This window comes from Pseudescherichia sp. AS216 (assembly GCF_037152055.1).
Classification (GTDB): domain Bacteria; phylum Pseudomonadota; class Gammaproteobacteria; order Enterobacterales; family Enterobacteriaceae; genus Pseudescherichia.
In genome coordinates this window covers 129,674-151,151 of the sequence record NZ_JBBCMV010000001.1, presented here as the reverse complement: position 1 = coordinate 151,151, position 21,478 = coordinate 129,674, and the positions used below count along the sequence as shown (strand labels likewise).

The following is a 21,478-nucleotide window of genomic DNA, read 5'->3' as shown; positions in this document are numbered from 1 at the left end:
CTTAATGGCCCTTAATTCATAAGGGCCATTGCTCGATCCACGTCAAAGAATAACAAATTCGTCTGACTTCCCAGCAGATTTCTGTTGCGGCCCGCCATGGCTTAAATCACGATAAGTAAAACGTTCTACTAAAACGTTCTACTTACAATTCTACTAACAACAATTACGCCATCACCAGGGTTTCTATAATTGGGGGAAAACCGCATGAGTCTGCTGTCGGGGTTCGTAAAATCGCTCTCGAAGTTATCAATGATTGGCCGCGCATTGATGCTGCCAATCTCACTGTTGCCTGCCGCAGGTTTGCTGCTGGCGTTTGGCGATAAGTTTCACCTGCCGCTGATGATGAACGCCGGTGGGGTTATCTTTGATAACCTGCCGCTGCTGTTTGCTATCGGCTCTGCGGTAGGCCTTGCGTCGGAGTCCGGCATTGCCGCGCTTTCGGCGGCGGTCTCGGTGTTTATCACTAACATGACCATCGGCACGGTGCTGTCGATTACCCCAGAGATGGCCTCCCAGGGCGGCAAGTATGCCATGGTGGTCGGCATCCCGACGTTGCAGATGGGCGTCTTTGGCGGCCTGATCTGCGGCATCCTGGCCGCATGGTGCTACAACCGCTTCCATACCATGCAGCTGCCGGAATTCCTCGGCTTCTTCTCTGGTAAACGCTTTGTGGCGATTGCTACCGCGTTCCTGTCGTTCCTGCTCGGCCTGCTGCTGCCCTACGTATGGCAGCATATCCAGGCGGGTATTGATGCCCTCTCGGTGGTGGTGAACGGCGATAACCAGGCCGCGTCGACCTTTATCTTCGGGCTGGTGGAACGTGCGCTGATCCCGCTCGGTCTGCACCATATCTGGTATCCGTCGTTCTGGTACTCGTTTGGCGACTACACCACCCAGGCGGGCCAGGTTATTCACGGCGACCAGACCATCTGGTTCAAAATGCTGGAAGAAGGCGCTAAATCGTTCAGCAGCGACACCTACCAAAACGCCGGTAAGTTCATGCAGGGCGAGTTCCCGCTGATGCTGTTTGCCCTGCCTGCCGCCTGTCTGGCGATGTACCATGAGGCGCATACCCGTAACAAAAAGATTGCGTCCGGTATTCTCTTCTCTGCCGCGCTGACCTGCTTCCTGACCGGGATCACCGAGCCAGTTGAGTTTACCTTTATCTTCGTTGCGCCGGTGCTCTACGTCTTTAACGCCATCATGGCCGGGCTGTCGTATATGTGCATGTACCTGCTTCATGCACACATCGCCAAATCCTTCTCGGCGGGCCTGATCGACTATATCTCGTTCGGTATTCTGCCGTCGTTTAACGGCTACCAGACCAACTTCCTGAACGCAATTATCGTCGGCATCCCGATGGGGCTGATCTACTACTTCACCTTCCGCTTTGTGATCCGCCGCTTCGACGTGAAAACGCCGGGCCGTACCGAAGTGACCGCTAACGTTAACGATAAAACCGATGACGAGCTGGCGACCGAGATCGTGGCCCTGCTGGGCGGCGCGCAGAATATTAGCTCAGTGGGCTCGTGCATTACCCGCCTGCGCCTTGAAGTCGCGAAGAGCGAGCTGGTGGACAAAGACGGCCTGAACGGCGTCGGTGCACGCGGCGTGGTATTCGTTGGCGATAACGGTATTCAGGTCATTTTCGGCGCGCGTGCGCAGTTTATCGCCCAGACCATGTCGGGCATGATAGGCAAGTAACCTGACGCTGTTAAGGTGATAAGGTCTCCTGTATCGTACAGGAGACTTTTTCATCGTTGACTGCATAGCCGTTAAGTTCAGGGAGTGGATTTGAAGAAGGTTAGCATTATTGATGTCGCGAAACTGGCGGGCGTCTCCGTCTCCACCGTTTCGCTGGTGCTTCGCCAAAAAGGAAAAATATCGACCGCCACAATTGAAAAGGTGCAGCAGGCGATCGACGAGCTCGGCTACGTCCACAACGTGGCGGCAGCCAATCTCCGCGCCAATACCTCGAACCTGATTGGCCTGATCCTGCGTGACTTTAGCGACAGCTTCTCGGTGAAGGTGATGGCCAGCACCGTGCTGGAGCTGGAGAAACAAGGCTACATGGTCTTTCTCAGCCAGCCCCTCAACGATAGCGACAGCCTTGAACGCTGCCTGCTCTCGTTTAAGCAGCAGGGTGTGGCTGGCGTGATCTACCTCGCCTCCGATGCCACCACCTCTCGCCTGCCTACGCCGATCCGTACCTGCCCTCTGCCGTTAGTTGTGGTATCGCAATCGCTACTGGAGGAGGAGTGCAACCTGGTGATGCGCGATAATCGCCAGGCCGCCAGCCTCGCGACCCGCTACCTGATCGAGCGCGGCCACCGCAGCATCGCCTATATCGGCGGCGCGGAAAACAGCCTGATCCGCCAGCAACGGCTGGCCGGGTTTCGTAGCGCGCTGACCCAGTACGGGCTGGTCACCCGGGAGGAGTCGACGCCGGCCTGCATGGAGGGAACCCACGCAGCGAGCCATGCGACCCGGCAGCTGCTGGAGAAGAACAATACCATCACCGCCCTGCTCTGCCACTCGCCTGATGCGATGATCGGCTCACTTTCCGGCATTCACCATGTTGGACGTACGGTAGGGAAAGATGTGTTTCTGACGCAGCAGGTGGCGCTGGTCGGTTTCGAAGATATGCTGCACGTGAACTTAACGTCGCCCTCGTTCACCTACGTATCGTCGGCAAGCGAAGAGACCGGACGCCAGGCGGCATCGCTGATGATCCGCAAAATCAAAGAGCCGGATCTGCTGACCCAGCGCATTACCCTCTCAGGACAGCTGGTGACGCGCGAGTCAGCTTAACAGGGCATTGCCGGGTGGCGCTTCGCTTACCCGGCCTACAAAACCCGTGCGTTTTACTTCCGGCGCCAGGTGGTTCCCTGCGGGCCATCTTCCAGCACGATCCCCATCTCGTTCAGACGATCGCGTGCCGCATCTGCCGCTGCCCAATCTTTTGCTTTACGGGCATCAAGACGCTGCTGGATCAGAGCTTCAATCTCGGCTACTTCACCGTCGTCCGCCTGCGCACCGCTCTGCAGGAAAGCTTCCGGCTCCTGCTCCAGCAGGCCGAGCACGGCAGCCAGCTTGCGCAGATGGGATGCCATAGCGTTCGCCGCCTGCATATCTTCCCCCTTCAGACGGTTAACGTCACGGGCCATGTCAAACAGCACCGAGTAGGCTTCCGGGGTGTTGAAGTCATCGTCCATCGCCTCAACAAAGCGCGCTTCAAAGGTGTCGCCGCCCGCCGCGGCAACGGATCTGTCGGTGCCGCGCAGCGCGGTGTAGAGACGCTCGAGCGCCGAACGCGCCTGCTTGAGGTTCTCTTCGCTGTAGTTGAGCTGGCTGCGGTAGTGACCGGACATCAGGAAGTAACGGATGGTCTCCGCATCGTAATACTTCAGCACGTCGCGCACGGTAAAGAAGTTGCCCAGCGACTTGGACATCTTCTCGCGGTCAACCATCACCATGCCGGAGTGCATCCAGTAGTTCACGTACTCGCCGTCGTGCGCGCAGGTGGACTGGGCAATTTCGTTTTCATGGTGGGGGAACATCAGATCCGATCCGCCGCCGTGAATATCGAAATGGTGGCCCAGCTGCTTGCAGTTCATCGCCGAGCACTCGATGTGCCAGCCTGGACGCCCCTCGCCCCACGGTGACGGCCAGCTCGGTTCGCCCGGCTTGGACATCTTCCACAGCACGAAATCCATCGGGTTGCGTTTGATCTCGGCAACTTCGACGCGTGCTCCGGCCTGCAGCTGCTCCAGATCCTGGCGCGACAGCTTGCCGTAGTTAGGATCGGTGGGCACGGAGAACATCACGTCGCCGTTGTCAGCCACGTAGGCATGGCCACGTTCGATCAGGCGCTCGGTAATCTCGATGATTTCGTGAATATGGTGGGTGGCGCGCGGCTCGCTGTCGGGACGCAGAATGTTCAGGGCGTCGAAATCAGCGTGCATCTCGCCGATCATGCGATCCACCAGCGCGACAAAGCTCTCGCCATTTTCGTTAGCGCGTTTGATGATCTTGTCGTCGATATCGGTGATGTTACGCACGTACTTCAGCTCATAGCCGAGGAAACGCAGGTAGCGCGCGACCACGTCAAAGGAGACGAAGGTCCGGCCGTGGCCGATATGACAGAGATCGTAAACGGTGATACCACACACGTACATGCCAACTTTCCCGGCATGAATAGGTTTAAATTCCTCTTTTTGGCGCGTCAGGGTGTTATAAATTTTTAGCATCAAAGATTCCGTTGAGACGTGTGTGGAGAATGAACTCAGTATGATACCCATAATTGATAACCGAAGCAGCACCCTTTGCAAGGTGATCGAACCTTGCGGTTATGCTATAACAGGCGACTATACGTGACCCACAGCTGGGTCGATGCTCTACACTACCGGAACAGGATGCAAAAATGGTTACTTTCCACACTAATCACGGCGATATCGTAATCAAAACTTTCGATGACAAAGCGCCTGAAACTGTTAAGAACTTCCTGGACTACTGCCGCGAAGGTTTCTACAACAACACCATTTTCCACCGTGTTATCAACGGCTTTATGATCCAGGGCGGCGGCTTTGAGCCGGGCATGAATCAGAAAGCAACCAAAGACGCGATCAAAAACGAAGCGAACAACGGCCTGAAAAACACCCGTGGCACGCTGGCGATGGCCCGTACCCAGGCACCGCACTCTGCTACCGCCCAGTTCTTTATCAACGTGGCAGACAACGACTTCCTGAACTTCAGCGGTGAAAACATGCAGGGCTGGGGCTACTGCGTATTCGCCGAAGTGGTTGAAGGTATGGACGTAGTCGACAAAATCAAAGCGGTCTCTACCGGTCGTAGCGGCATGCACCAGGACGTTCCTAAAGAAGACGTGCTCATCGAAAACGTGACCGTCAGCGAGTAATCGTGGCGACGCTTTTCATCGCAGATCTCCATCTGTGTACAGAAGAACCGGCGATCACCGCCGGTTTTCTGCGTTTTCTGGCCGGTACGGCGCGGGAAGCCGATGCACTCTATATTCTTGGCGATCTCTTTGAAGCCTGGATTGGCGACGACGATCCTAATCCCCTGCATCAGCAGATCGCGGCCGCTCTCAAGGCGCTAAGCGACAGCGGCGTCCCCTGCTACTTTATTCACGGCAATCGTGACTTCCTGCTGGGCAAGCGCTTCGCTCGCGAGAGCGGCATGACCCTGCTGTCGGAAGAGGTGGTGCTCGACCTCTACGGTCGCCGGGTGCTGATTATGCACGGCGATACCCTCTGCACCGACGACGCGGGCTATCAGGCGTTTCGCGCGAAGGTTCACCAGCCCTGGCTGCAAACGCTGTTTCTCGCCCTGCCGCTGTTTATCCGCCATAAGGTGGCCGCGAAGATGCGCGCCGACAGCAAAGCGGCCAACAGCAGCAAATCGCTCACCATTATGGATGTGAACCAGCAGGCAGTGAGCCATGCGCTGGAACGCCATAAGGTACAGTGGCTTATCCATGGCCATACTCACCGCCCGGCAGTGCACGAGCTGACCGCCAACGGCGAACCGGCTTTTCGCTGCGTATTAGGGGCCTGGCATAGCGAAGGCTCGATGATCAAAGTTACCCCTCATCAGGTCGAACTTATCGCTTTTTCCTTTTAATGGCTTAGCCATTTTGCCCGCAATGTTAGCTGCGCAACCGTTTTCCTTGCGTTATTTCCATGCTATTCTCTGTGCCCTGTTACGCGCTATGCCGCACATCCACAGGAGTTTTTAGACGCATGTCTTCGAGCAATAATCCGGTACGTATCGCCATCGTGATGGGGTCCAAAAGTGACTGGGCAACCATGCAGTTCGCCGCTGAAGTCCTCGATATCCTGCATGTTCCCTACCATGTTGAAGTCGTTTCTGCCCACCGCACCCCGGATAAACTGTTCAGCTTCGCCGAAGGCGCAGAGCAGAATGGCTATCAGGTGATTATTGCTGGTGCAGGCGGCGCGGCGCATCTGCCGGGCATGATCGCAGCCAAAACCCTGGTGCCGGTGCTGGGTGTTCCGGTGCAGAGCGCGGCGCTCAGCGGCGTCGATAGCCTCTACTCTATCGTTCAGATGCCGCGCGGTATTCCCGTCGGAACCCTGGCAATTGGTAAAGCCGGAGCCGCCAACGCGGCGCTGCTGGCAGCGCAGATCCTTGCTACCCACGACCGGGATCTGCATCAGCGTCTGGCGGAGTGGCGTACAGCCCAGACCGACGACGTGCTGGATAATCCGGATCCGCGAGGTGCGGCATGAAGCAGGTATGCGTTCTCGGTAACGGCCAGCTAGGCCGAATGCTGCGTCAGGCGGGTGAGCCGCTAGGCATCGCCGTCTGGCCAGTGGGGCTGGACGACGAGCCGGAAGCTGTACCCTTTGCGCAGAGCGTGATCACCGCTGAGATTGAGCGCTGGCCGGAAACGGCGTTGACCCGCGAGCTGGCACGTCATCCGGCGTTTGTTAATCGCGACGTCTTTCCGATTATTGCCGACCGCCTTACCCAAAAGCAGCTCTTTGACCGTCTCTCACTGGCGACCGCGCCGTGGCAGCTGCTGGCCAGCGCCGACGAGTGGCCAGCGGTGTTTGACTCCCTGGGTGAGCTGGCGATTGTTAAGCGCCGGGTCGGCGGCTATGACGGCCGCGGCCAGTGGCGTCTGCGCGCCGGTGAAACCGAGGCGCTGCCAGCGGAGTGTTACGGGGAGTGCATCGTCGAGCAGGGGATTAACTTTAGCGGCGAAGTGTCGCTGGTTGGCGCACGCGGCCACGACGGCAGCACCGTGTTCTATCCTCTGACCCATAACCTGCATCAGGACGGGATCCTGCGCACCAGCGTCGCTTTCCCGCTGGCCGACGCTGAGCAACAGGCACAGGCCGAAGCGATGCTGGGCGCGATCATGGCAGAGCTGGGCTACGTCGGTGTGATGGCGATGGAGTGCTTTGTGACCCCTGGCGGCCTGCTGATTAACGAGCTGGCTCCGCGCGTACACAACAGCGGCCACTGGACGCAAAATGGCGCGTCGATCAGCCAGTTTGAACTGCACCTGCGCGCGATTACCGACCTGCCGCTGCCGAAGCCGGTGGTCAATGCCCCGTCGGTGATGATCAACCTGATTGGCAGCGATCTCAACTACGACTGGTTGAAGCTGCCGCTGGTGCATCTGCACTGGTACGACAAAGAGGTGCGCGCTGGCCGTAAAGTGGGACACCTGAATCTCAACGACAGCGATACCGACCGCCTGAGCGCAACCCTGGAAGCGATCGTCCCGCTATTACCGCCGGAGTATGCCAGCGGTATCGCATGGGCGTGTGCGAAGCTCGGTTAAGCGTATCCGCATTTTTTGTCATGTACGCCGGGTAAGCGCAAGTGCAGCCCGGTCGTACCGCTCCTCGTACTTTTTTTTGCTTCCACCGCACAAATGGGCGCGTAAAATAGCGCGATCTGACGTACAACGTTGCTCTTTGATGTGCAGAAGGAAGTCTCATGAGCGAAGGCATGGATTATTGCGCGATCCTCACCGCTGATACCCCCCTGCTGGATGTGCGTGCCCCGGTTGAATTTGCCCAAGGCGCAATGCCGTCGGCGATCAATCTCCCATTGATGAACGACGAAGAGCGTGCGGCGGTCGGTACCTGCTATAAACGCCACGGCCCTGAGGCCGCGTTAAAGCTCGGGCATCAACTGGTGTCTGGCATCACGCGTGAACAGCGCATTCAATCATGGCGTAATGCCTGCCTGCATCATCCCGACGGCTATCTGTGTTGCGCCCGTGGTGGCCAACGTTCGCATATCACACAACAGTGGCTGCGCGAGGCAGGCATTGACTATCCGTTAATTCGCGGCGGCTATAAGACACTACGTCAGGCGGCAATAACCGCGACGGAGCAGCGCGTCCAGCGTCCGCTGATCCTGATCGGCGGCTGCACCGGCAGCGGTAAAACCGATCTGGTGCGCCAGCATCCTGACGGCATCGATCTGGAAAATCTGGCTCACCATCGTGGATCGTCATTTGGTCGCACGCTGCAGCCACAGCTTTCGCAGGCAAGCTTTGAAAACGCGCTGGCGGTAGAACTGCTTAAACGCGACGCGGCGCGCCTGGTGCTGGAAGATGAAGGCCGAACGATCGGCGGCAACCATTTGCCGGGATGCCTGTATGCTCGCATGGTGGAGTCGCCTGTCGCAGTGGTGGACGATCCGTTTGACCTGCGCGTGGCGCGTCTGCATCACGACTACTTTGTGCGTATGCAGCGCGATTTTACCGCAGCGCATGGCGAGGAGGCGGGCTGGCGGACCTATGCGGAATACCTGCACCACGGACTGTTCGCCATTCGTCGCCGTCTGGGATTGCAGCGTTTTGCCGAACTCAGCGCGCACCTTGATACCGCTCTGGCGATCCAGCAGCAGCGCGGCGATACCTGCGGCCATGATGCCTGGCTGGTGCCGTTACTGAAGGAGTATTACGATCCCATGTACCGCTATCAGTTAGAAAAGAGAGCCGCGAAGATTGTCTTTCGCGGCTCGTGGCAGGAGGTCAACGGCTGGTTGCAAAACGGTTAGTCAGCGGTGGCCTCGCTTGTCGGCGCGCTTCGCCAGCCAGTCCCCCAACACCTGGACAACCTGCACCAGAATGATCAGCGCCACGACGGTGACCACCATCACCTGCGTCTCATAGCGGTAGTAGCCGTAGCGGATCGCCAGATCCCCTACCCCGCCGCCGCCGACGATCCCCGCCATCGCGGAGTAGCCGATCAGGCTTACCAGAGTGATAGTCAAACCACGCAGCAGACCCGCGCTGGCCTCCGGCAGCAGCACGGTGCAGATGATACGCAGCGGGCTGGCACCAAAAGCTTCGGCGGCCTCAATGATCCCTTTATCCACCTCGCGCAACGCGCTGTCTACCAGCCGGGCATAGAAAGCGATGGCGGCAACCGAGAGCGGCACCGAGGCCGCAATCGGCCCGATGGTATTGCCAAGCAGGAACTGCGTGAGCGGCAGGAGCAGCACCAGCAGGATCACAAAAGGCACGGAGCGGATAATATTCACCAGCACGGAGCTAATGAGATACACCGTGCGGTTCTGCCAGAAGAGGTGCCGATCGGTGACGAAGATCAGAAAGCCAAGCGGCAGACCGCCGACGATAGCCAGCACCGTTGAGATGCTCAGCATCTGGAAAGTTTCGCCAAAGGCCAGGCTCAGATCGGCCAGTAAATCATCCACGAAGCACCTCCACCTGGGCTGTACGCTGACGGATATGGTCGACGGCGGCGTCGACTGCAGCCGGGTTATCGGCGGCGGTTAAGCGAACCACCAGGATCCCCAGCGCCCGCTCGCCAAGATACTCAATTTTGCCATGCAGAATATTCACCGCCACGCCATACATCACTGCCACCTCAGAGAGCACTGGCTGCTCGGCGGAATCGCCGATGAACAGAATTTTCACCAGCTGCCCCGGCAGATCCCGCTGCAGCCGCTCTGGCAGAGTCAGATTCAAGGTGTGTGAGACCAGCTGCTGGGTAAAGGGGTGCTGCGGGTGGGCGAAGATATCAAACACCTCGCCCAGCTCAACCACCTTGCCGGCGGACATCACTGCCACCCGGTCGCAGATCGATTTGATCACGTTCATCTCATGGGTGATCAGTACGATGGTGATCCCTAACCGGACGTTGATCTCTTTCAGCAGGGCGAGGATCGTCGCGGAGGTCTCCAGATCCAGCGCCGAGGTCGGCTCGTCGCAGAGCAGCACGTCAGGATGATTAGCAATCGCGCGGGCGATACCCACCCGCTGCTTCTGCCCACCGCTCAGCTGCGCCGGAAAGCGGCCTGCTTTATCGGCAAGGCCCACCAGCTCCAGGATCTCTTTAACCCGGGGCGCAATCTCACCGCTGGCCCAGCCCGCAGCCTTCAGGCTGAACGCCACGTTCTGCGCCACGGTGCGGGTGTGCATTAGATTAAAGTGCTGGAAGATCATGCCGATGCGCTGCCGTGCCTTGCGCAGCGTGATACCTTCCAGCGCCGAGATTGCCACGCCGTTGACCTTCACCTCGCCCTGACTCGGGCGCTGGAGGGCATTCAGGGTGCGCAGCAGGGTACTTTTCCCTGCGCCGCTGGTGCCAACGATGCCAAAAATCTCCCCTGCCGTAATGTGCAGGCTGACATCGTCCACCGCCCGGGTCGTGGGCCCCTTGCCTGCGGGAAAATCAACGCAGACGTTATTTAGCTCAATCATGCATCCACTCTGGTTTCTGGAAGGCGTTGAAGATGTTCTTCGGATCGTCAATCACCGCCCGGTAGGCCGGAGACTGCACCGCAGCCACAATGTCTTTGGCGAACGGCTTATCGGCATCTTCGGTGCGCACCGCGATAACGTTTTTCAGGTTCTCGTCCAGCTGCTCCTGCTTCAGGGCGGAAGAGAGCTTCAGGCCAGCGGCAATAGCAAAGTTACCGTTTACCAGCGCGGCGCTGGCGCTATCCAGCGTACGCGGCAGCTGCGCTGCTTCCAGCGGTTTAAACACCAGCCCCTTCGGGTTGCTGGCAATATCGCGCTCGGAGGCTTTGGTTGGATCGATATTCTCTTTGATGGTAATCAGCTGCATCGCCTGAAGGAAACGCAGGCCGCGCGCCAGGTTAGTGGGATCGTTGGACAGGGTAACGATATCGCCCTTCTTCAGCTGATCGACGCTGGTAACCTTGTGGGAGTAGAGGCCCATGCCCGCCGTGGGAACGACAATCAGCTTCGTGAGCTTCAGCCCTTTATCGGCAGCGAACTTGTCTAAATAGAGCGAGTGCTGGAACAGGTTGGCATCGATGCTGCCGTTAGAGAGCGCCATGTTCGGCTGAACGTAGTCGCTAAACTCGCGCACCACGACCTTATAGCCCTTCTCCTTCAGCGAAGGGGCAATAGCCTGTTTGACCATATCGCCGTAGGGACCCGGCGCGACGCCGAAGGTGATGGTGTGCGGATCGCTGGCGTGGGCAAACGGTAGACCACAGGCCAAGAGCAGTGCAGCAACGCTGGCACGAAAGCTGAGACGACGTCCCATAGATTCTCCCAAAGTGTATTGTGTTTGCTGTATGACGCGCCGGACTAAGCAGCGCGCTTTTTTGACAATTTATGCATAACGCAGATCGTTAAGATGGCATAAACCCGGCCCGGCGGTAATTGAAAAAATTTCATATAGATAGCCGTACCCCGGCAAACGCACGCGCCGCCGGGGACAAGACGCTTATTAGAAGTCGTAACGCAGACGCACCAGGTTCATATCACCCAGATCGTCAGTGCTAGAGGTAAAGACATGCTCGTAATCAACGCGGAAACCGTAATCCAGCTGGAAGGTAACCCCAACCCCGTTATCGGTGCGCAGGTAGTCGCGGCCATTCAGGTATTCAATACGATCGCCCATCACGTAGGGCTGGACAGATTTAAGCGCATACTGGCCCACCGGGATTTTGTAACCCGCGAAGTACTCAATCCCCCACGCATCACCGGCGAAGTAGTGGTCGATAGAGACTTTTTTAGTGGTCATAAAGTTCTGATACCAGCCGCCACCCACGGAGAGGGTCCAGCGATCCGGCGACCAGCTTAGCGCCGTACCGACGATGTTTTGATCCCAGGTTTTGCTGTCGCTGTTATGCGGATTGTAGATTTTTGCCCGCGTGTAGTTCCATGCCGTACCCCAGGTGAGTTCGGAGGTCAGACGATAGTCGAGACCCAGCGCGCCGCCGCCGGTGCGCTCATAGCGCAGGCCGTTCATCGGGTTATAGTTGTCGTTAAACAGATAAGAGGCGTAGATATCCGCATCGCCCACGGTCTTCTTATACTTCAGCATTTTGCGTGAACGGTAGGAGCCATCATAATCGCCGTTGATACCGTTGCCCGGCGCCTGGCCAATCATGTCGTAATCCCAGATATCGGTTTTGGCCCCGATCACGTCGTAGTAAACGCTGTTCTGCTGGCCAAAGGTCAGCACGCCCCAGGTTTTACTTTTAAAGCCGGTATAGAGCATTCGGCGGCTGGTATCATCTGCCCCTTTGGCATAGTGATTATCCCAGTCAAAAACGGCCGGAATATTAACGCCCACTTCGTAGTAGTTGATCCAGTTGATGTCATCAAACAGGTAGTAATCAGCCGCGAAACGGAAACGCGTACCGCCGTCAAAACCGTTACGTTTGTAAGAGCCTTTATCGCCATCGCCGGTCATGCTGTTGAACTGGGGACGAATGCTGCCGCCCACGGTAAAATTGAGGCGGCTCAGCGCATCACCTGCTGCCGGGTCCTGCTTTAAGAGTGTAATCTCTGCCTGAGTAGTAAAAGAGGTTACTGCCACTGCTGCGCCGATCGTGATTGCCAGCGCTTTTATTTTTATAGCCATGAGACTATTTCCTTGATGAATAGACAGCTAACTATTTAGCAAGCAAATAATATCGTTTATTAACGTAGGGGTGTTGTGGCTTTTTTGCGGTTTTGTGCTGCTAAAACATCAAGTTGATGAATAATTATAGGGGGAAAAAGTTGCGCACCGGAATAAATCACGGCGCGCATAAAAGAGTAAATTACCCGGCAAACTGGCGGAACAACGCTTTCCCTTTCAGTAACCGGGTGCCCAGCCAGCCGCCGCAGATCGAGAGCAGCAGCGCGCCGCAGAGCGGTAACGTCAGCCACAGCCGCCAGTCGGGCTGCCACGGGAAATCAAACACCCGCGTCTGCAATACCGCCAGCGCCGTCTCCGCGCCGATGGCCGCTACCAGCCCGGCGACAAAGCCCAGCAGCGCAAACTCGCACCACAGCGTCGTGCGTAGCAGACGTTTGCTCGCCCCCAGCGTACGGTAGACTACCAGCTCCTGATGCCGCTGGCGCATGCCAACCTGCACCTGAGCCAGCAGCAGCAGAATGCCGCAGAGCGTTACCAGTACCACCATCACCTCCAGCGCCCGGCTCACCTGCCCCAGTACCTGGCCGACCTGCTTTAAGATCGCCCCGATATCCAGCAGGCTCACCGTGGGAAACGCCCGGTTAAGCTGGGTCAGCATGCCGTTGCCGTTCTCCCAGCGGAAGCTGGTCAGCCAGCTCTGGGGCTGGTTATCCAGCGCGCCGGGCGGGAAGATGAAGAAGAAGTTCGGCCGCAGGCTCTCCCAGTCCACCTTACGCAGGCTGGTCACTTTGGCCGTGAAGTCCTGGGTATCGCCCATAAAGGTGACGCTATCTCCCAGGCGAATATTGAGTCGCTCCGCCAGCCCCTGCTCCATTGATACCTCTCCCGCCTTCGGCGGCCAGCTGCCTGCGGTGAGCGGATTGTGATCCGGCTGAGTCGCCTGCCAGGTGAGGTTCAGCTCCCGGTTCAGCGCCTCGTCCGTGTTCCCCTCGGTGGTCTGGCCGTTAATCTGGGTCAGGCGCGCCCGCACGATGGGATAGAACGACTCCGGAACGATCTGGTGCTCGGCAAGAAACCTCTTCAGCGGCGTCACCTGCTCGGGAGCGATATTGATCAGGAAGTAGTTGGGACTTTCGGCAGGCAGCTGCTGCTGCCAGCGATCGAGCAGATCGCCACGCAGCACCAGCAGCATCGCCAGCAGCATGAACGACAGAGAGAACGCTGAGAGCTGGCTTAGGGTCGACCAGGGCTGACGCAGCAGCCGGTTGACCGCCAGCCGCAGCGCCAGCGACTTTAGGGTCAGCCGCTTGAGGACGTTGAGCAGCATCCAGCCCACCAGCCCGCAGAGCAGAGCCAGCACCACCGCGCCCGCCAATACGGCCCACAGCAGCATACTGCCGCCCATCAGCCAGGCCAGCAGCGCAATCGCCACGGCGGCAACAATCGGCAGATAGAGCTTAAGGGGCCAGACGTTAGCCACCGCATCACGACGCAGGACGCGAATCGGCGCGGTCGCCAGCAGCAGACGATAGGGCCGCAGCCCCACCAGCAGGGAGATGACCAGCATCGCTCCCGTCGCCCATAGCCACGGCCAGAGGCTGGCAGGCGGCAGCGCAGCGGGCAGCACCGGCTTGAGAAGGATCATTAGCACCTGCTCAAACAGCAGGCCGATAGCTCCTCCGGTGACGGTGGCAAGGGCCAGCACCAGCAGCCACTGGCCGACAATCAGCCTTTGCAGCTGGGCGCGCCCTGCCCCCAGCGTTTTCAGGATCGCCACCAGATCGTAGCGGCTTCGGCAGTAGTGATTCATCGCCACCGCCACGGCGGCGATCGCCAGCAGCAGGGTCAGCAGGGCCGAAAGCAGCAGGAACTGCTGCGAGCGCTCAAGCGATTTCCCCAGTGCGCCCTCGTCCTGCTCCAGGCCATACCAGCGCTGCTCCGGCTTAAGCTGCGGCAGGAGCCATTTTTCATAATCTTCAAGCTGCTGCGGCGTGCCGCCAAACTTAATGCGCCACATCACGCGACTGCCGGGCTGGACCGCGTCGGTCGCCGCCACGTCGGCAATGTTCATCATCAGGCGGGGAGCCATCTGGAAGGGGTTAAACCCGGCGTCCGGCTCCTGCACCACCTCGCCCGCAATCCGCAGCCGGGCATCGCCCACGTCAATATAGTCGCCGGTTTTTAGCTCCAGCAGTGCCATCAGGCGCGGGGCGAGCAGCACCGTTCCCTGTTGCGGCTTGAGGCCCGGCGGATTGGTTTGCAGCTCGCCGTACATGGGATAAACAGCGTCCACCGCCTTGACGTTAGCCAGCTGCGGCGTATCGCCAGCAAAGGTCATGGTTGCGAAGGTAAGCTGCTCTCCCACCTTCAGACCTCGCTTGCGCGCCTCCTCCAGCCACGCCGGGGGAATTTCGCGCGAGCTGCGCAACGCCCGATCGCCCGCCATAAAGTCGCGGCTCTGCTGACTCAGGCCCTTCTCCATGCGATCGCTGATGTTGCCCAGCGCCAGCACACAGGCCACGGCCAGGCTGAGGGCGAGCCAGACGATCAGCAGCGACGGCGAACGCCATTCGCGCCAGAACCAGCGGGCAATCATGCTTCCTCCCGCAGTTCGCCGTTGACCAGCCGCAGACGACGGTCGCAGCGGGCCGCCAGCTGCGGATCGTGCGTGACCAGAATCAGCGTGGTGCCATACTGCTGGTTCATCGAGAAGAGCAGATCGGCGATCTTATCTCCGGTCTGGCGATCGAGGTTGCCGGTGGGCTCATCGGCAAACAGCACGCCGGGGCGACCGTTGAAGGCGCGGGCCAGCGCCACGCGCTGCTGCTCGCCGCCGGAGAGCTGGGCGGGAAGATGATCCAGTCGCTTACCAAGACCAAGCTCGGTCAGCAGCGTTTTGGCGTTCTCACGGCTCTGGCGACCGTTCTCACCGCGCAGCAGCGCCGGTAGCTCGACGTTCTCCAGCGCGTTTAGGGTGGGGATCAGCATAAAAGACTGGAAGACAAAGCCGACGTTTTGCGCCCGCAGCGCCGCCCGCGCCTCTTCATCCATGTTGTGCAGAGGCTGACCCAGCAGGTTGACCTCGCCGCTGCTGCCGTCGTCCAGCCCGGCGAGGATCGCCAGCAGAGTGGACTTGCCGGAACCCGACTCGCCGATCAGGGCAATCGTCTGCGCCGGTTTGACAACCAGCTCAACTCCGGTGAGGATGGAAAGCTCATGTTCCCCCTGACCGACGGACTTCTTAAGATAATGAACTTCAACAATGTTTTCCGCTGGCATTTGCCCTTCCTGTTTATGCTTCTGTTTACCTTCCGTGCCGCAGCCGCTGACACGCTGTTGGTTCTCGGTGACAGCCTGAGCGCCGGGTACCGTATGGCGGCCAATTCGGCATGGCCTGCGCTGCTTAACGCTAAGTGGCAGCAGACGCCGTCGGTGGTTAATGCCAGTATAAGCGGCGATACTTCGCAGCAGGGGCTTTCTCGCCTGCCCGCGCTGCTGAAACAGCATCAGCCGCGCTGGGTGCTGGTGGAACTCGGGGGCAACGACGGCCTGCGGGGCTTTGCACCCCAGCAGACTGAGCAGACCCTGCGTAAAATATTACAGAACATTAAGGACGCCAACGTGCAGCCGCTGCTGATGCAGATCCGCCTGCCGCCCAACTTTGGCCGTCGCTATACCGAGACTTTCAGTGCCATCTACCCTGCGCTGGCGAAAGAGTTTAACGTGCCGCTGCTCCCCTTCTTTATGGAGGAGGTCTACCTCAAGCCACAGTGGATGCAGGACGATGGCATTCACCCTAATCTGGATGCCCAGCCGTTTATCGCCGACTGGATGGCCACGCGCCTCGCGCCTTTAGTTAACCACGACAGTTAACCATGACTCATAAATAATTGGGGACGCCTACGGGTAAAGTTATGCAAAAATCGGTCTTAATAACAGGATGTTCCAGCGGAATCGGTCTGGAAGCAGCGGTAGAGCTAAAGCGCCAGGGTTTTCATATCCTCGCCGCCTGCCGCAAGCCTGATGACGTCTCACGCATGAACGGGATGGGCTTTACCGGCATCCTGCTGGATCTCGACTCACCGGAGAGCGTCGATCGCGCCGCCGATGAGATTATCGCGCGGACCGACAACCGCCTCTACGGCATCTTTAATAACGCGGGCTACGGGGTCTACGGCCCGCTGGCCACCATCAGCCGCCAACAGATGGAGCAGCAGTTCTCCACCAACTTCTTTGGCGCACATCAGCTGACCGTCCGCCTGCTGCCGGCGATGATCCCCCACGGCGAGGGGCGAATTGTCATGACCTCCTCGGTGATGGGGCTGATCTCAACGGCGGGCCGCGGAGCCTATGCGGCGAGTAAATATGCCCTTGAGGCATGGTCGGATGCTCTGCGCATGGAGCTGCGCCACAGCGGCATTCAGGTGAGCCTGATCGAACCGGGCCCCATCCGCACGCGCTTTACCAAAAACGTCAATCAAACCCAGCAGGATCACCCGGTAGAAAATCCTGGCATTGCCGCACGGTTTACCCTCGGCCCGGAGGCGGTGGTGGCAAAAGTGCGCCATGCTTTTGAGAGCAAGCGTCCAAGGCTGCGCTATCCGGTGACGCTGGTCACCCATGCCGTCTGCTGGTTGAAGCGTCTGCTGCCGGGGCGGGCGATGGATAAAATTTTGCGCGGATGAGTTGAAGGCCCCGCCTCTCAACCCCATGTAAAGATAAACGTGAAAACAGAGAATTAGCCATGTCCGTACAGAATATTGTCACTATTACCGAAGCGAACCTCCAACAGACGCTAGAGCAGTCGGTCAAGATTCCGGTGCTCTTCTACTTCTGGTCCGAACGCAGCCAGCACTGCCTGCAACTGACCCCGGTGCTGGAGTCGCTGGCCGCGCAGTATAGCGGGCAGTTTATTCTGGCGAAGGTAGACTGCGACGCCGAGCAGATGGTGGCTTCGCAGTTTGGCCTGCGGGCGATCCCGACCGTCTATCTGTTCCAGAACGGCCAGCCGGTGGACGGCTTCCAGGGCCCGCAGCCGGAAGAGGCGATCCGCGCCCTGCTGGAGAAGGTTCTGCCCCGCCCCGAGGAGCTGAAAGCCCAGCAGGCGATGACGCTGATTCAGGAAGGCAACTATGCCGAGGCGCTGCCGCTGGCGAAAGAGGCCTGGCAACTGTCGAATCAGAACGGAGAGTTTGGTCTGCTGCTGGCCGAGACGCTGATCGTCCTTAACCGCGCCGACGAAGCGGAAGCGGTGCTGAAAACCATTCCGCTGCAGGATCAGGATACCCGCTATCAGGGCCTCGTGGCGCAGATCGAGCTGCTGAAAAAAGCCGCTGACACCCCGGAGATCCAGCTCCTGCAACAGCAGGTCGAACTCTCCCCGGAGAATGCCGAGCTGGCGACGCAGCTGGCGCTGCAGCTGCATCAGGTTGGACGTAACGAAGAGGCGCTGGAGCTGCTGTTTAGCCACCTGCGTAAAGATCTCTCCGCTGCCAACGGCGAAGCGCGTAAGATGCTGCAGGAGATCCTTGCCGCGCTGGGTACTGGGGACGCGCTGGCCACGTCCTATCGCCGCAAGCTCTATTCACTGCTTTATTGATTAACCGCTATGGCGGCAGGGAGGGTGTAAATGCTTATCGTGATCCCGGTACTTATTTTCGTCGCGCTGGTGATTGTCGGCGCAGGCGTGAAGATTGTGCCGCAGGGCTATCAATGGACCGTGGAACGCTTCGGGCGTTATACCAAATCGTTACAGCCAGGCCTGAGCCTGGTTGTGCCGTTTATGGATCGGATTGGCCGCAAAATCAATATGATGGAACAGGTGTTGGATATCCCTTCACAGGAGGTGATCTCCAAGGATAACGCCAACGTCACCATCGATGCGGTGTGCTTTATCCAGGTAATCGACGCCCCGAAAGCGGCCTACGAGGTGAGCAATCTCGAGCTGGCCATCATCAACCTGACGATGACCAACATCCGTACCGTTTTAGGGTCGATGGAGCTGGACGAGATGCTCTCCCAGCGCGATAACATCAACACTCGTCTGCTGCACATCGTTGATGAGGCGACCAACCCCTGGGGTATCAAGGTGACGCGCATTGAGATCCGCGACGTGCGCCCGCCTGCCGAGCTTATCTCCTCCATGAACGCCCAGATGAAGGCCGAGCGAACCAAGCGCGCCTACATTCTGGAAGCGGAAGGGATCCGCCAGGCGCAGATTGTTAAAGCCGAAGGGGAGAAGCAGTCGAAGATCCTCAAGGCTGAAGGTGAGCGGCAGTCGGCGTTTTTGCAGGCCGAAGCGCGTGAGCGTTCGGCAGAGGCGGAAGCCCGTGCGACCCAGATGGTTTCCGAGGCGATTGCCGCCGGGGATATTCAGGCGGTGAACTATTTTATCGCGCAAAAATACACCGAGGCGCTACAGCACATTGGCTCATCGACCAACAGCAAAGTGGTACTGATGCCGCTGGAGGCCAGCAGTCTGATGGGTTCTATCGCTGGGATCGCCGAGCTGGTGAAAGAGAGCGCCAGCGAACGGAAAAGCGTATGATCGACAGCCTGCTTCAGCACCCTCACCTCCTCTGGCTAAGCCTCGGCGGCCTGTTGCTGGCAGCCGAGATGCTGGGCGGCAACGGCTATCTGCTGTGGAGCGGCGTGGCGGCGGTGGTAACAGGTTTGCTGGTCTGGCTGCTGCCGTTCGGCTGGGAGTGGCAAGGGGCGCTGTTTGCCCTGCTCACCCTGCTGGCAGCATGGCTGTGGTGGCGCTGGCTGGCCCGCCGGGTGCGCGAGCAGAAGCCCGCCGACGCGGCGCTTAACCAGCGCGGTGTTCAGCTGGTGGGCAAACACTTTACCCTCGACGCGGCTCTGGTCAACGGCCGCGGTCATATGCGCGTCGGCGACAGCACCTGGCCGGTGAGCGCCGACGACGATCTGCCCGCCGGGACGCCGGTGGAAGTGGTAGCGGTTGAGGGCATCACCCTGCGCATCAAAGCGCGCTAGCTCTCCTTAGCCGAATGCCGATGGCAGCAGCCGGAGAGGTTATCGATAATCGGGCAGTCGGCACTGTCGTCGCCCGGACAGGCGTTCGCTAAATCCAGCAGCTGGTCGCGCATCGCCTGTAGCTCGACGATGTGGCGCTCAATCTCCGCCACCTTTTGTAAGGTATAGGCTTTCACGTCGGCGCTGTGTCGGGCCGGATCGTTAAACAGGGTGACCAGCTCGCCGCACTCCTCCAGATTAAACCCCACCAGCCGCGCCTGGCGTAGCAGGGTCAGCTCATCCAGATGCTGCTGCGTGTAGCTGCGATAGCCGTTTTCGCTGCGCAGCGGCGGCGTCACCAGCCCCTTCTCTTCATAAAAGCGGATCGCCTTGCTGGTTAAACCTGTCTTTTTTGCTACATCGCTGATGTTCATGGTTGCCCCCTGACCTTCCCCTTAATGGAAGGTTTACGTTCCTCCACGCTATTCACTCTCTGCTTAAAGGTCAACCTCTTTTAGGTGTCCGAAAAATGCGTGCAGGCTAATAGTTCGGAGGCTTATTTGACTTAAGTCAAATTAACCTATCAAACAGAGGCATAGCCTGTTTATTGCCGCTCTCCAAAATAAGCATTGTTTTCTCGCTAACCAGTATCTATCGGCAGACGGCGTTATTAAACGAAGCTGTAAAAGCTAAGGAATATTTCACGAATTACTATGTGGAAAGCTTAAGGGATAATATAATGATTTACCATTCTCCTCGAATTTTCAGGCCTAAGGGCTCAATTGGCACTTTTGGCGTTAACACGCCGGAAGAAGTGAAAACGCTACAGAAAATGATGATTAATGCAGGTTACAATCACATTTATGGAAATCATCTTCGCGCTACTGGAAACTGCGATCCAGAAACCAATTCGGCGATTATCTGGTATCAGCGCTTGCTGAACATGTCACCGTCCGGTTTGGTTCATCCGCAACAAACCTGGTTTTTTTCAATGTTCAGCAAGGCGATGGCCCCACACTGGCGACCCCGCGATATCGGGCCACTGCATGTCCGTATGGGGCAGATTACGTTTGATGCTGAAGGCGTAGATTACCTCACTGCCGTTGAACCATTCAGACAGCCGGAAAATATGCCGCATTTCTCAAGAATATTATACTGGCCGGGTAAAAATTCAGGTGTCACTCTTGGGCGTGGGTATGATATGAAAAAACGTAGCCCAGGGCAGATCCTTACCGAACTTAGGCAGGGCGGCATAGAGGAATATAAAGCGGTAATTTGTTCAAAAGCAAGTGGCTTGGTGGGGCTTAAAGCAGTAATGAATTTTATTAAAGGCTATGGCCCATTAGTGGGAGAAATTTCGCATTTACAACAGGTAAGACTATTTGAAATTGCGTATAGAGAAAAGTGTGAATTTGCAAAAGGTGTCTACTCTCGTCAATCAAAAAGTATTGCCAACCCAATAAGTTGGAGTGCACTAGACTCAAGAATAAAAGAGGTTTTTGTGGATACTATTTATCAAGGAAATAAAAGCGCTCCTAAAATGGTTCAGATAATGGCTAAAGGCGGAAGCAGGTCTGATATTATAGAATACCTCAACAACGACCCTTATCATGGTGAAAACGAAAGAGATAACACAAGGAGATTATACCTGCGATGAGAAAACATAAAATCATAATATTATCCATGCTGGTTGTTGCCATATCGTCAGCACGCTGGGAGGCACTGGCTAAAGACATCCCTCATGACGACCTATTATCCAATCAGGACGTGGAGAAGTGCGCCGCCAAACCAGATGAGGAAAGCTATGATTGTTCTGATAAATTGATACAAAACTCAGATAACACCTTACAGGATAGCTTTAGAAACAAGCTTAAAGAAATAGAATCAGCTAATTATTCGCAATGGTGGATGGGGAGTGAGGATCAGCGGAAAACCATGAGCGTAAACTTTGCTAACAGCCAGAAAGCATGGGAGCAGTACAAACTCACCTACTGTAAATCAGCAGCAGCACCCTATGAAAACACGCATGGATACGGTGATACGTTATCAAGCTGTTTTATAAACATGAACCGTAAAAGGGTCGCTGAGATAAATATGTTCTCTGTTGATTCGGCCAGGTAAAA

Annotated in this window: 22 protein-coding genes; 14 read left to right on the top strand and 8 right to left on the bottom strand. The window is 57.7% G+C overall.

Features of this window, described 5'->3' with window-relative positions:
* Positions 1 to 204 precede the first annotated feature (204 nt).
* Both WFN61_RS00715 and malI read left to right on the top strand, forming a co-directional pair.
* Positions 205 to 1,704: a PTS transporter subunit EIIC gene (locus tag WFN61_RS00715; RefSeq protein WP_042391739.1), complete on the top strand. Its 1,500-nt coding sequence runs from the start codon at positions 205 to 207 to the stop codon at positions 1,702 to 1,704.
* Positions 1,705 to 1,794: 90 nt separating this feature from the next.
* A complete protein-coding gene (malI, locus tag WFN61_RS00710) occupies positions 1,795 to 2,811 on the top strand; it encodes a Mal regulon transcriptional regulator MalI (protein ID WP_337037161.1) in 1,017 nt (338 codons plus the stop codon).
* A 53-nt stretch (positions 2,812 to 2,864) separates the two neighbouring features.
* Here the strand turns inward: malI and cysS are convergent, their stop codons facing one another.
* Complete coding sequence (cysS, locus tag WFN61_RS00705) at positions 2,865 to 4,250, bottom strand: cysteine--tRNA ligase (protein WP_337037159.1); 1,386 nt, start codon at positions 4,248 to 4,250, stop codon at positions 2,865 to 2,867.
* Between the two features lie 173 nt (positions 4,251 to 4,423).
* Here cysS and ppiB point away from each other — a divergent pair, with 173 nt between their 5' ends.
* The 5 genes from ppiB to mnmH all read left to right on the top strand — a co-directional run bounded on the left by ppiB (position 4,424) and on the right by mnmH (position 8,568).
* Positions 4,424 to 4,918, top strand: coding sequence for a peptidylprolyl isomerase B (gene ppiB / locus WFN61_RS00700; RefSeq protein ID WP_144814173.1), 495 nt, complete (start codon positions 4,424 to 4,426; stop codon positions 4,916 to 4,918).
* 2 nt (positions 4,919 to 4,920) lie between these two features.
* Entirely contained in the window at positions 4,921 to 5,643 is a 723-nt protein-coding gene (gene lpxH, locus WFN61_RS00695) for a UDP-2,3-diacylglucosamine diphosphatase (protein WP_144814176.1), read from the top strand.
* Between the two features lie 119 nt (positions 5,644 to 5,762).
* On the top strand, positions 5,763 to 6,272 hold the full coding sequence (purE, locus tag WFN61_RS00690) for a 5-(carboxyamino)imidazole ribonucleotide mutase (protein WP_144814179.1): 510 nt from the start codon (positions 5,763 to 5,765) through the stop codon (positions 6,270 to 6,272).
* Positions 6,269 to 7,336 carry a 5-(carboxyamino)imidazole ribonucleotide synthase gene (purK, locus tag WFN61_RS00685; protein WP_312175623.1) on the top strand — a complete coding sequence of 356 codons (1,068 nt, stop codon included), beginning with the start codon at positions 6,269 to 6,271 and terminating at the stop codon, positions 7,334 to 7,336. Before purE ends, purK begins: the two co-directional genes overlap by 4 nt.
* Before the next feature lie 158 nt (positions 7,337 to 7,494).
* A complete protein-coding gene (gene mnmH, locus WFN61_RS00680) occupies positions 7,495 to 8,568 on the top strand; it encodes a tRNA 2-selenouridine(34) synthase MnmH (RefSeq protein ID WP_337037154.1) in 1,074 nt (357 codons plus the stop codon).
* Here mnmH and WFN61_RS00675 read toward each other — a convergent pair whose 3' ends face one another.
* From WFN61_RS00675 to ybbA, 6 genes are all read right to left on the bottom strand, one after another.
* Positions 8,569 to 9,228: a methionine ABC transporter permease gene (locus tag WFN61_RS00675; RefSeq protein ID WP_312175618.1), complete on the bottom strand. Its 660-nt coding sequence runs from the start codon at positions 9,226 to 9,228 to the stop codon at positions 8,569 to 8,571.
* On the bottom strand, positions 9,221 to 10,237 hold the full coding sequence (gene sfbB / locus WFN61_RS00670; RefSeq protein ID WP_222889758.1) for a virulence-associated ABC transporter ATP-binding protein SfbB: 1,017 nt from the start codon (positions 10,235 to 10,237) through the stop codon (positions 9,221 to 9,223). Before sfbB ends, WFN61_RS00675 begins: the two co-directional genes overlap by 8 nt.
* Positions 10,230 to 11,051 (bottom strand): MetQ/NlpA family ABC transporter substrate-binding protein, encoded by an 822-nt coding sequence (locus tag WFN61_RS00665; protein ID WP_222889757.1) that lies wholly within the window; start codon positions 11,049 to 11,051, stop codon positions 10,230 to 10,232. The genes sfbB and WFN61_RS00665 overlap by 8 nt, the downstream gene beginning before the upstream one ends.
* Positions 11,052 to 11,237: 186 nt before the next feature.
* The gene (locus WFN61_RS00660) at positions 11,238 to 12,380 is read right to left on the bottom strand and encodes a porin (RefSeq protein ID WP_337037149.1); all 1,143 of its coding nucleotides are present in this window, start codon (positions 12,378 to 12,380) and stop codon (positions 11,238 to 11,240) included.
* 181 nt (positions 12,381 to 12,561) lie between these two features.
* On the bottom strand, positions 12,562 to 14,976 hold the full coding sequence (ybbP, locus tag WFN61_RS00655) for a putative ABC transporter permease subunit YbbP (protein ID WP_337037147.1): 2,415 nt from the start codon (positions 14,974 to 14,976) through the stop codon (positions 12,562 to 12,564).
* On the bottom strand, positions 14,973 to 15,659 hold the full coding sequence (ybbA, locus tag WFN61_RS00650) for a putative ABC transporter ATP-binding protein YbbA (RefSeq protein ID WP_144814204.1): 687 nt from the start codon (positions 15,657 to 15,659) through the stop codon (positions 14,973 to 14,975). Before ybbA ends, ybbP begins: the two co-directional genes overlap by 4 nt.
* On the opposite strand from ybbA, the gene tesA reads away from it, so the two are divergent.
* From tesA to WFN61_RS00625, 5 genes are read left to right on the top strand one after another with little or no spacing between them, the layout of a single operon-like run.
* Positions 15,630 to 16,253: a multifunctional acyl-CoA thioesterase I/protease I/lysophospholipase L1 gene (gene tesA, locus WFN61_RS00645; RefSeq protein ID WP_337037146.1), complete on the top strand. Its 624-nt coding sequence runs from the start codon at positions 15,630 to 15,632 to the stop codon at positions 16,251 to 16,253. The genes ybbA and tesA overlap by 30 nt on opposite strands.
* Before the next feature lie 41 nt (positions 16,254 to 16,294).
* Positions 16,295 to 17,065, top strand: coding sequence for an SDR family oxidoreductase (locus tag WFN61_RS00640; protein ID WP_312175608.1), 771 nt, complete (start codon positions 16,295 to 16,297; stop codon positions 17,063 to 17,065).
* 59 nt (positions 17,066 to 17,124) lie between these two features.
* A complete protein-coding gene (locus WFN61_RS00635; protein WP_144814214.1) occupies positions 17,125 to 17,979 on the top strand; it encodes a co-chaperone YbbN in 855 nt (284 codons plus the stop codon).
* 30 nt (positions 17,980 to 18,009) lie between these two features.
* A complete protein-coding gene (locus WFN61_RS00630) occupies positions 18,010 to 18,927 on the top strand; it encodes an SPFH domain-containing protein (RefSeq protein ID WP_144814218.1) in 918 nt (305 codons plus the stop codon).
* On the top strand, positions 18,924 to 19,376 hold the full coding sequence (locus tag WFN61_RS00625) for an NfeD family protein (protein WP_337037138.1): 453 nt from the start codon (positions 18,924 to 18,926) through the stop codon (positions 19,374 to 19,376). Before WFN61_RS00630 ends, WFN61_RS00625 begins: the two co-directional genes overlap by 4 nt.
* Here the strand turns inward: WFN61_RS00625 and cueR are convergent.
* The gene (gene cueR, locus WFN61_RS00620; RefSeq protein WP_144814224.1) at positions 19,373 to 19,789 is read right to left on the bottom strand and encodes a Cu(I)-responsive transcriptional regulator; all 417 of its coding nucleotides are present in this window, start codon (positions 19,787 to 19,789) and stop codon (positions 19,373 to 19,375) included. The two genes, WFN61_RS00625 and cueR, sit on opposite strands and share 4 nt — an antisense overlap.
* Positions 19,790 to 20,094: 305 nt before the next feature.
* On the opposite strand from cueR, the gene WFN61_RS00615 reads away from it, so the two are divergent.
* Both WFN61_RS00615 and WFN61_RS00610 read left to right on the top strand, forming a co-directional pair.
* Positions 20,095 to 21,012: a peptidoglycan-binding protein gene (locus WFN61_RS00615; protein ID WP_337037135.1), complete on the top strand. Its 918-nt coding sequence runs from the start codon at positions 20,095 to 20,097 to the stop codon at positions 21,010 to 21,012.
* A complete protein-coding gene (locus tag WFN61_RS00610) occupies positions 21,009 to 21,476 on the top strand; it encodes a lysozyme inhibitor LprI family protein (RefSeq protein WP_337037133.1) in 468 nt (155 codons plus the stop codon). The genes WFN61_RS00615 and WFN61_RS00610 overlap by 4 nt, the downstream gene beginning before the upstream one ends.
* Positions 21,477 to 21,478: the final 2 nt, after the last annotated feature.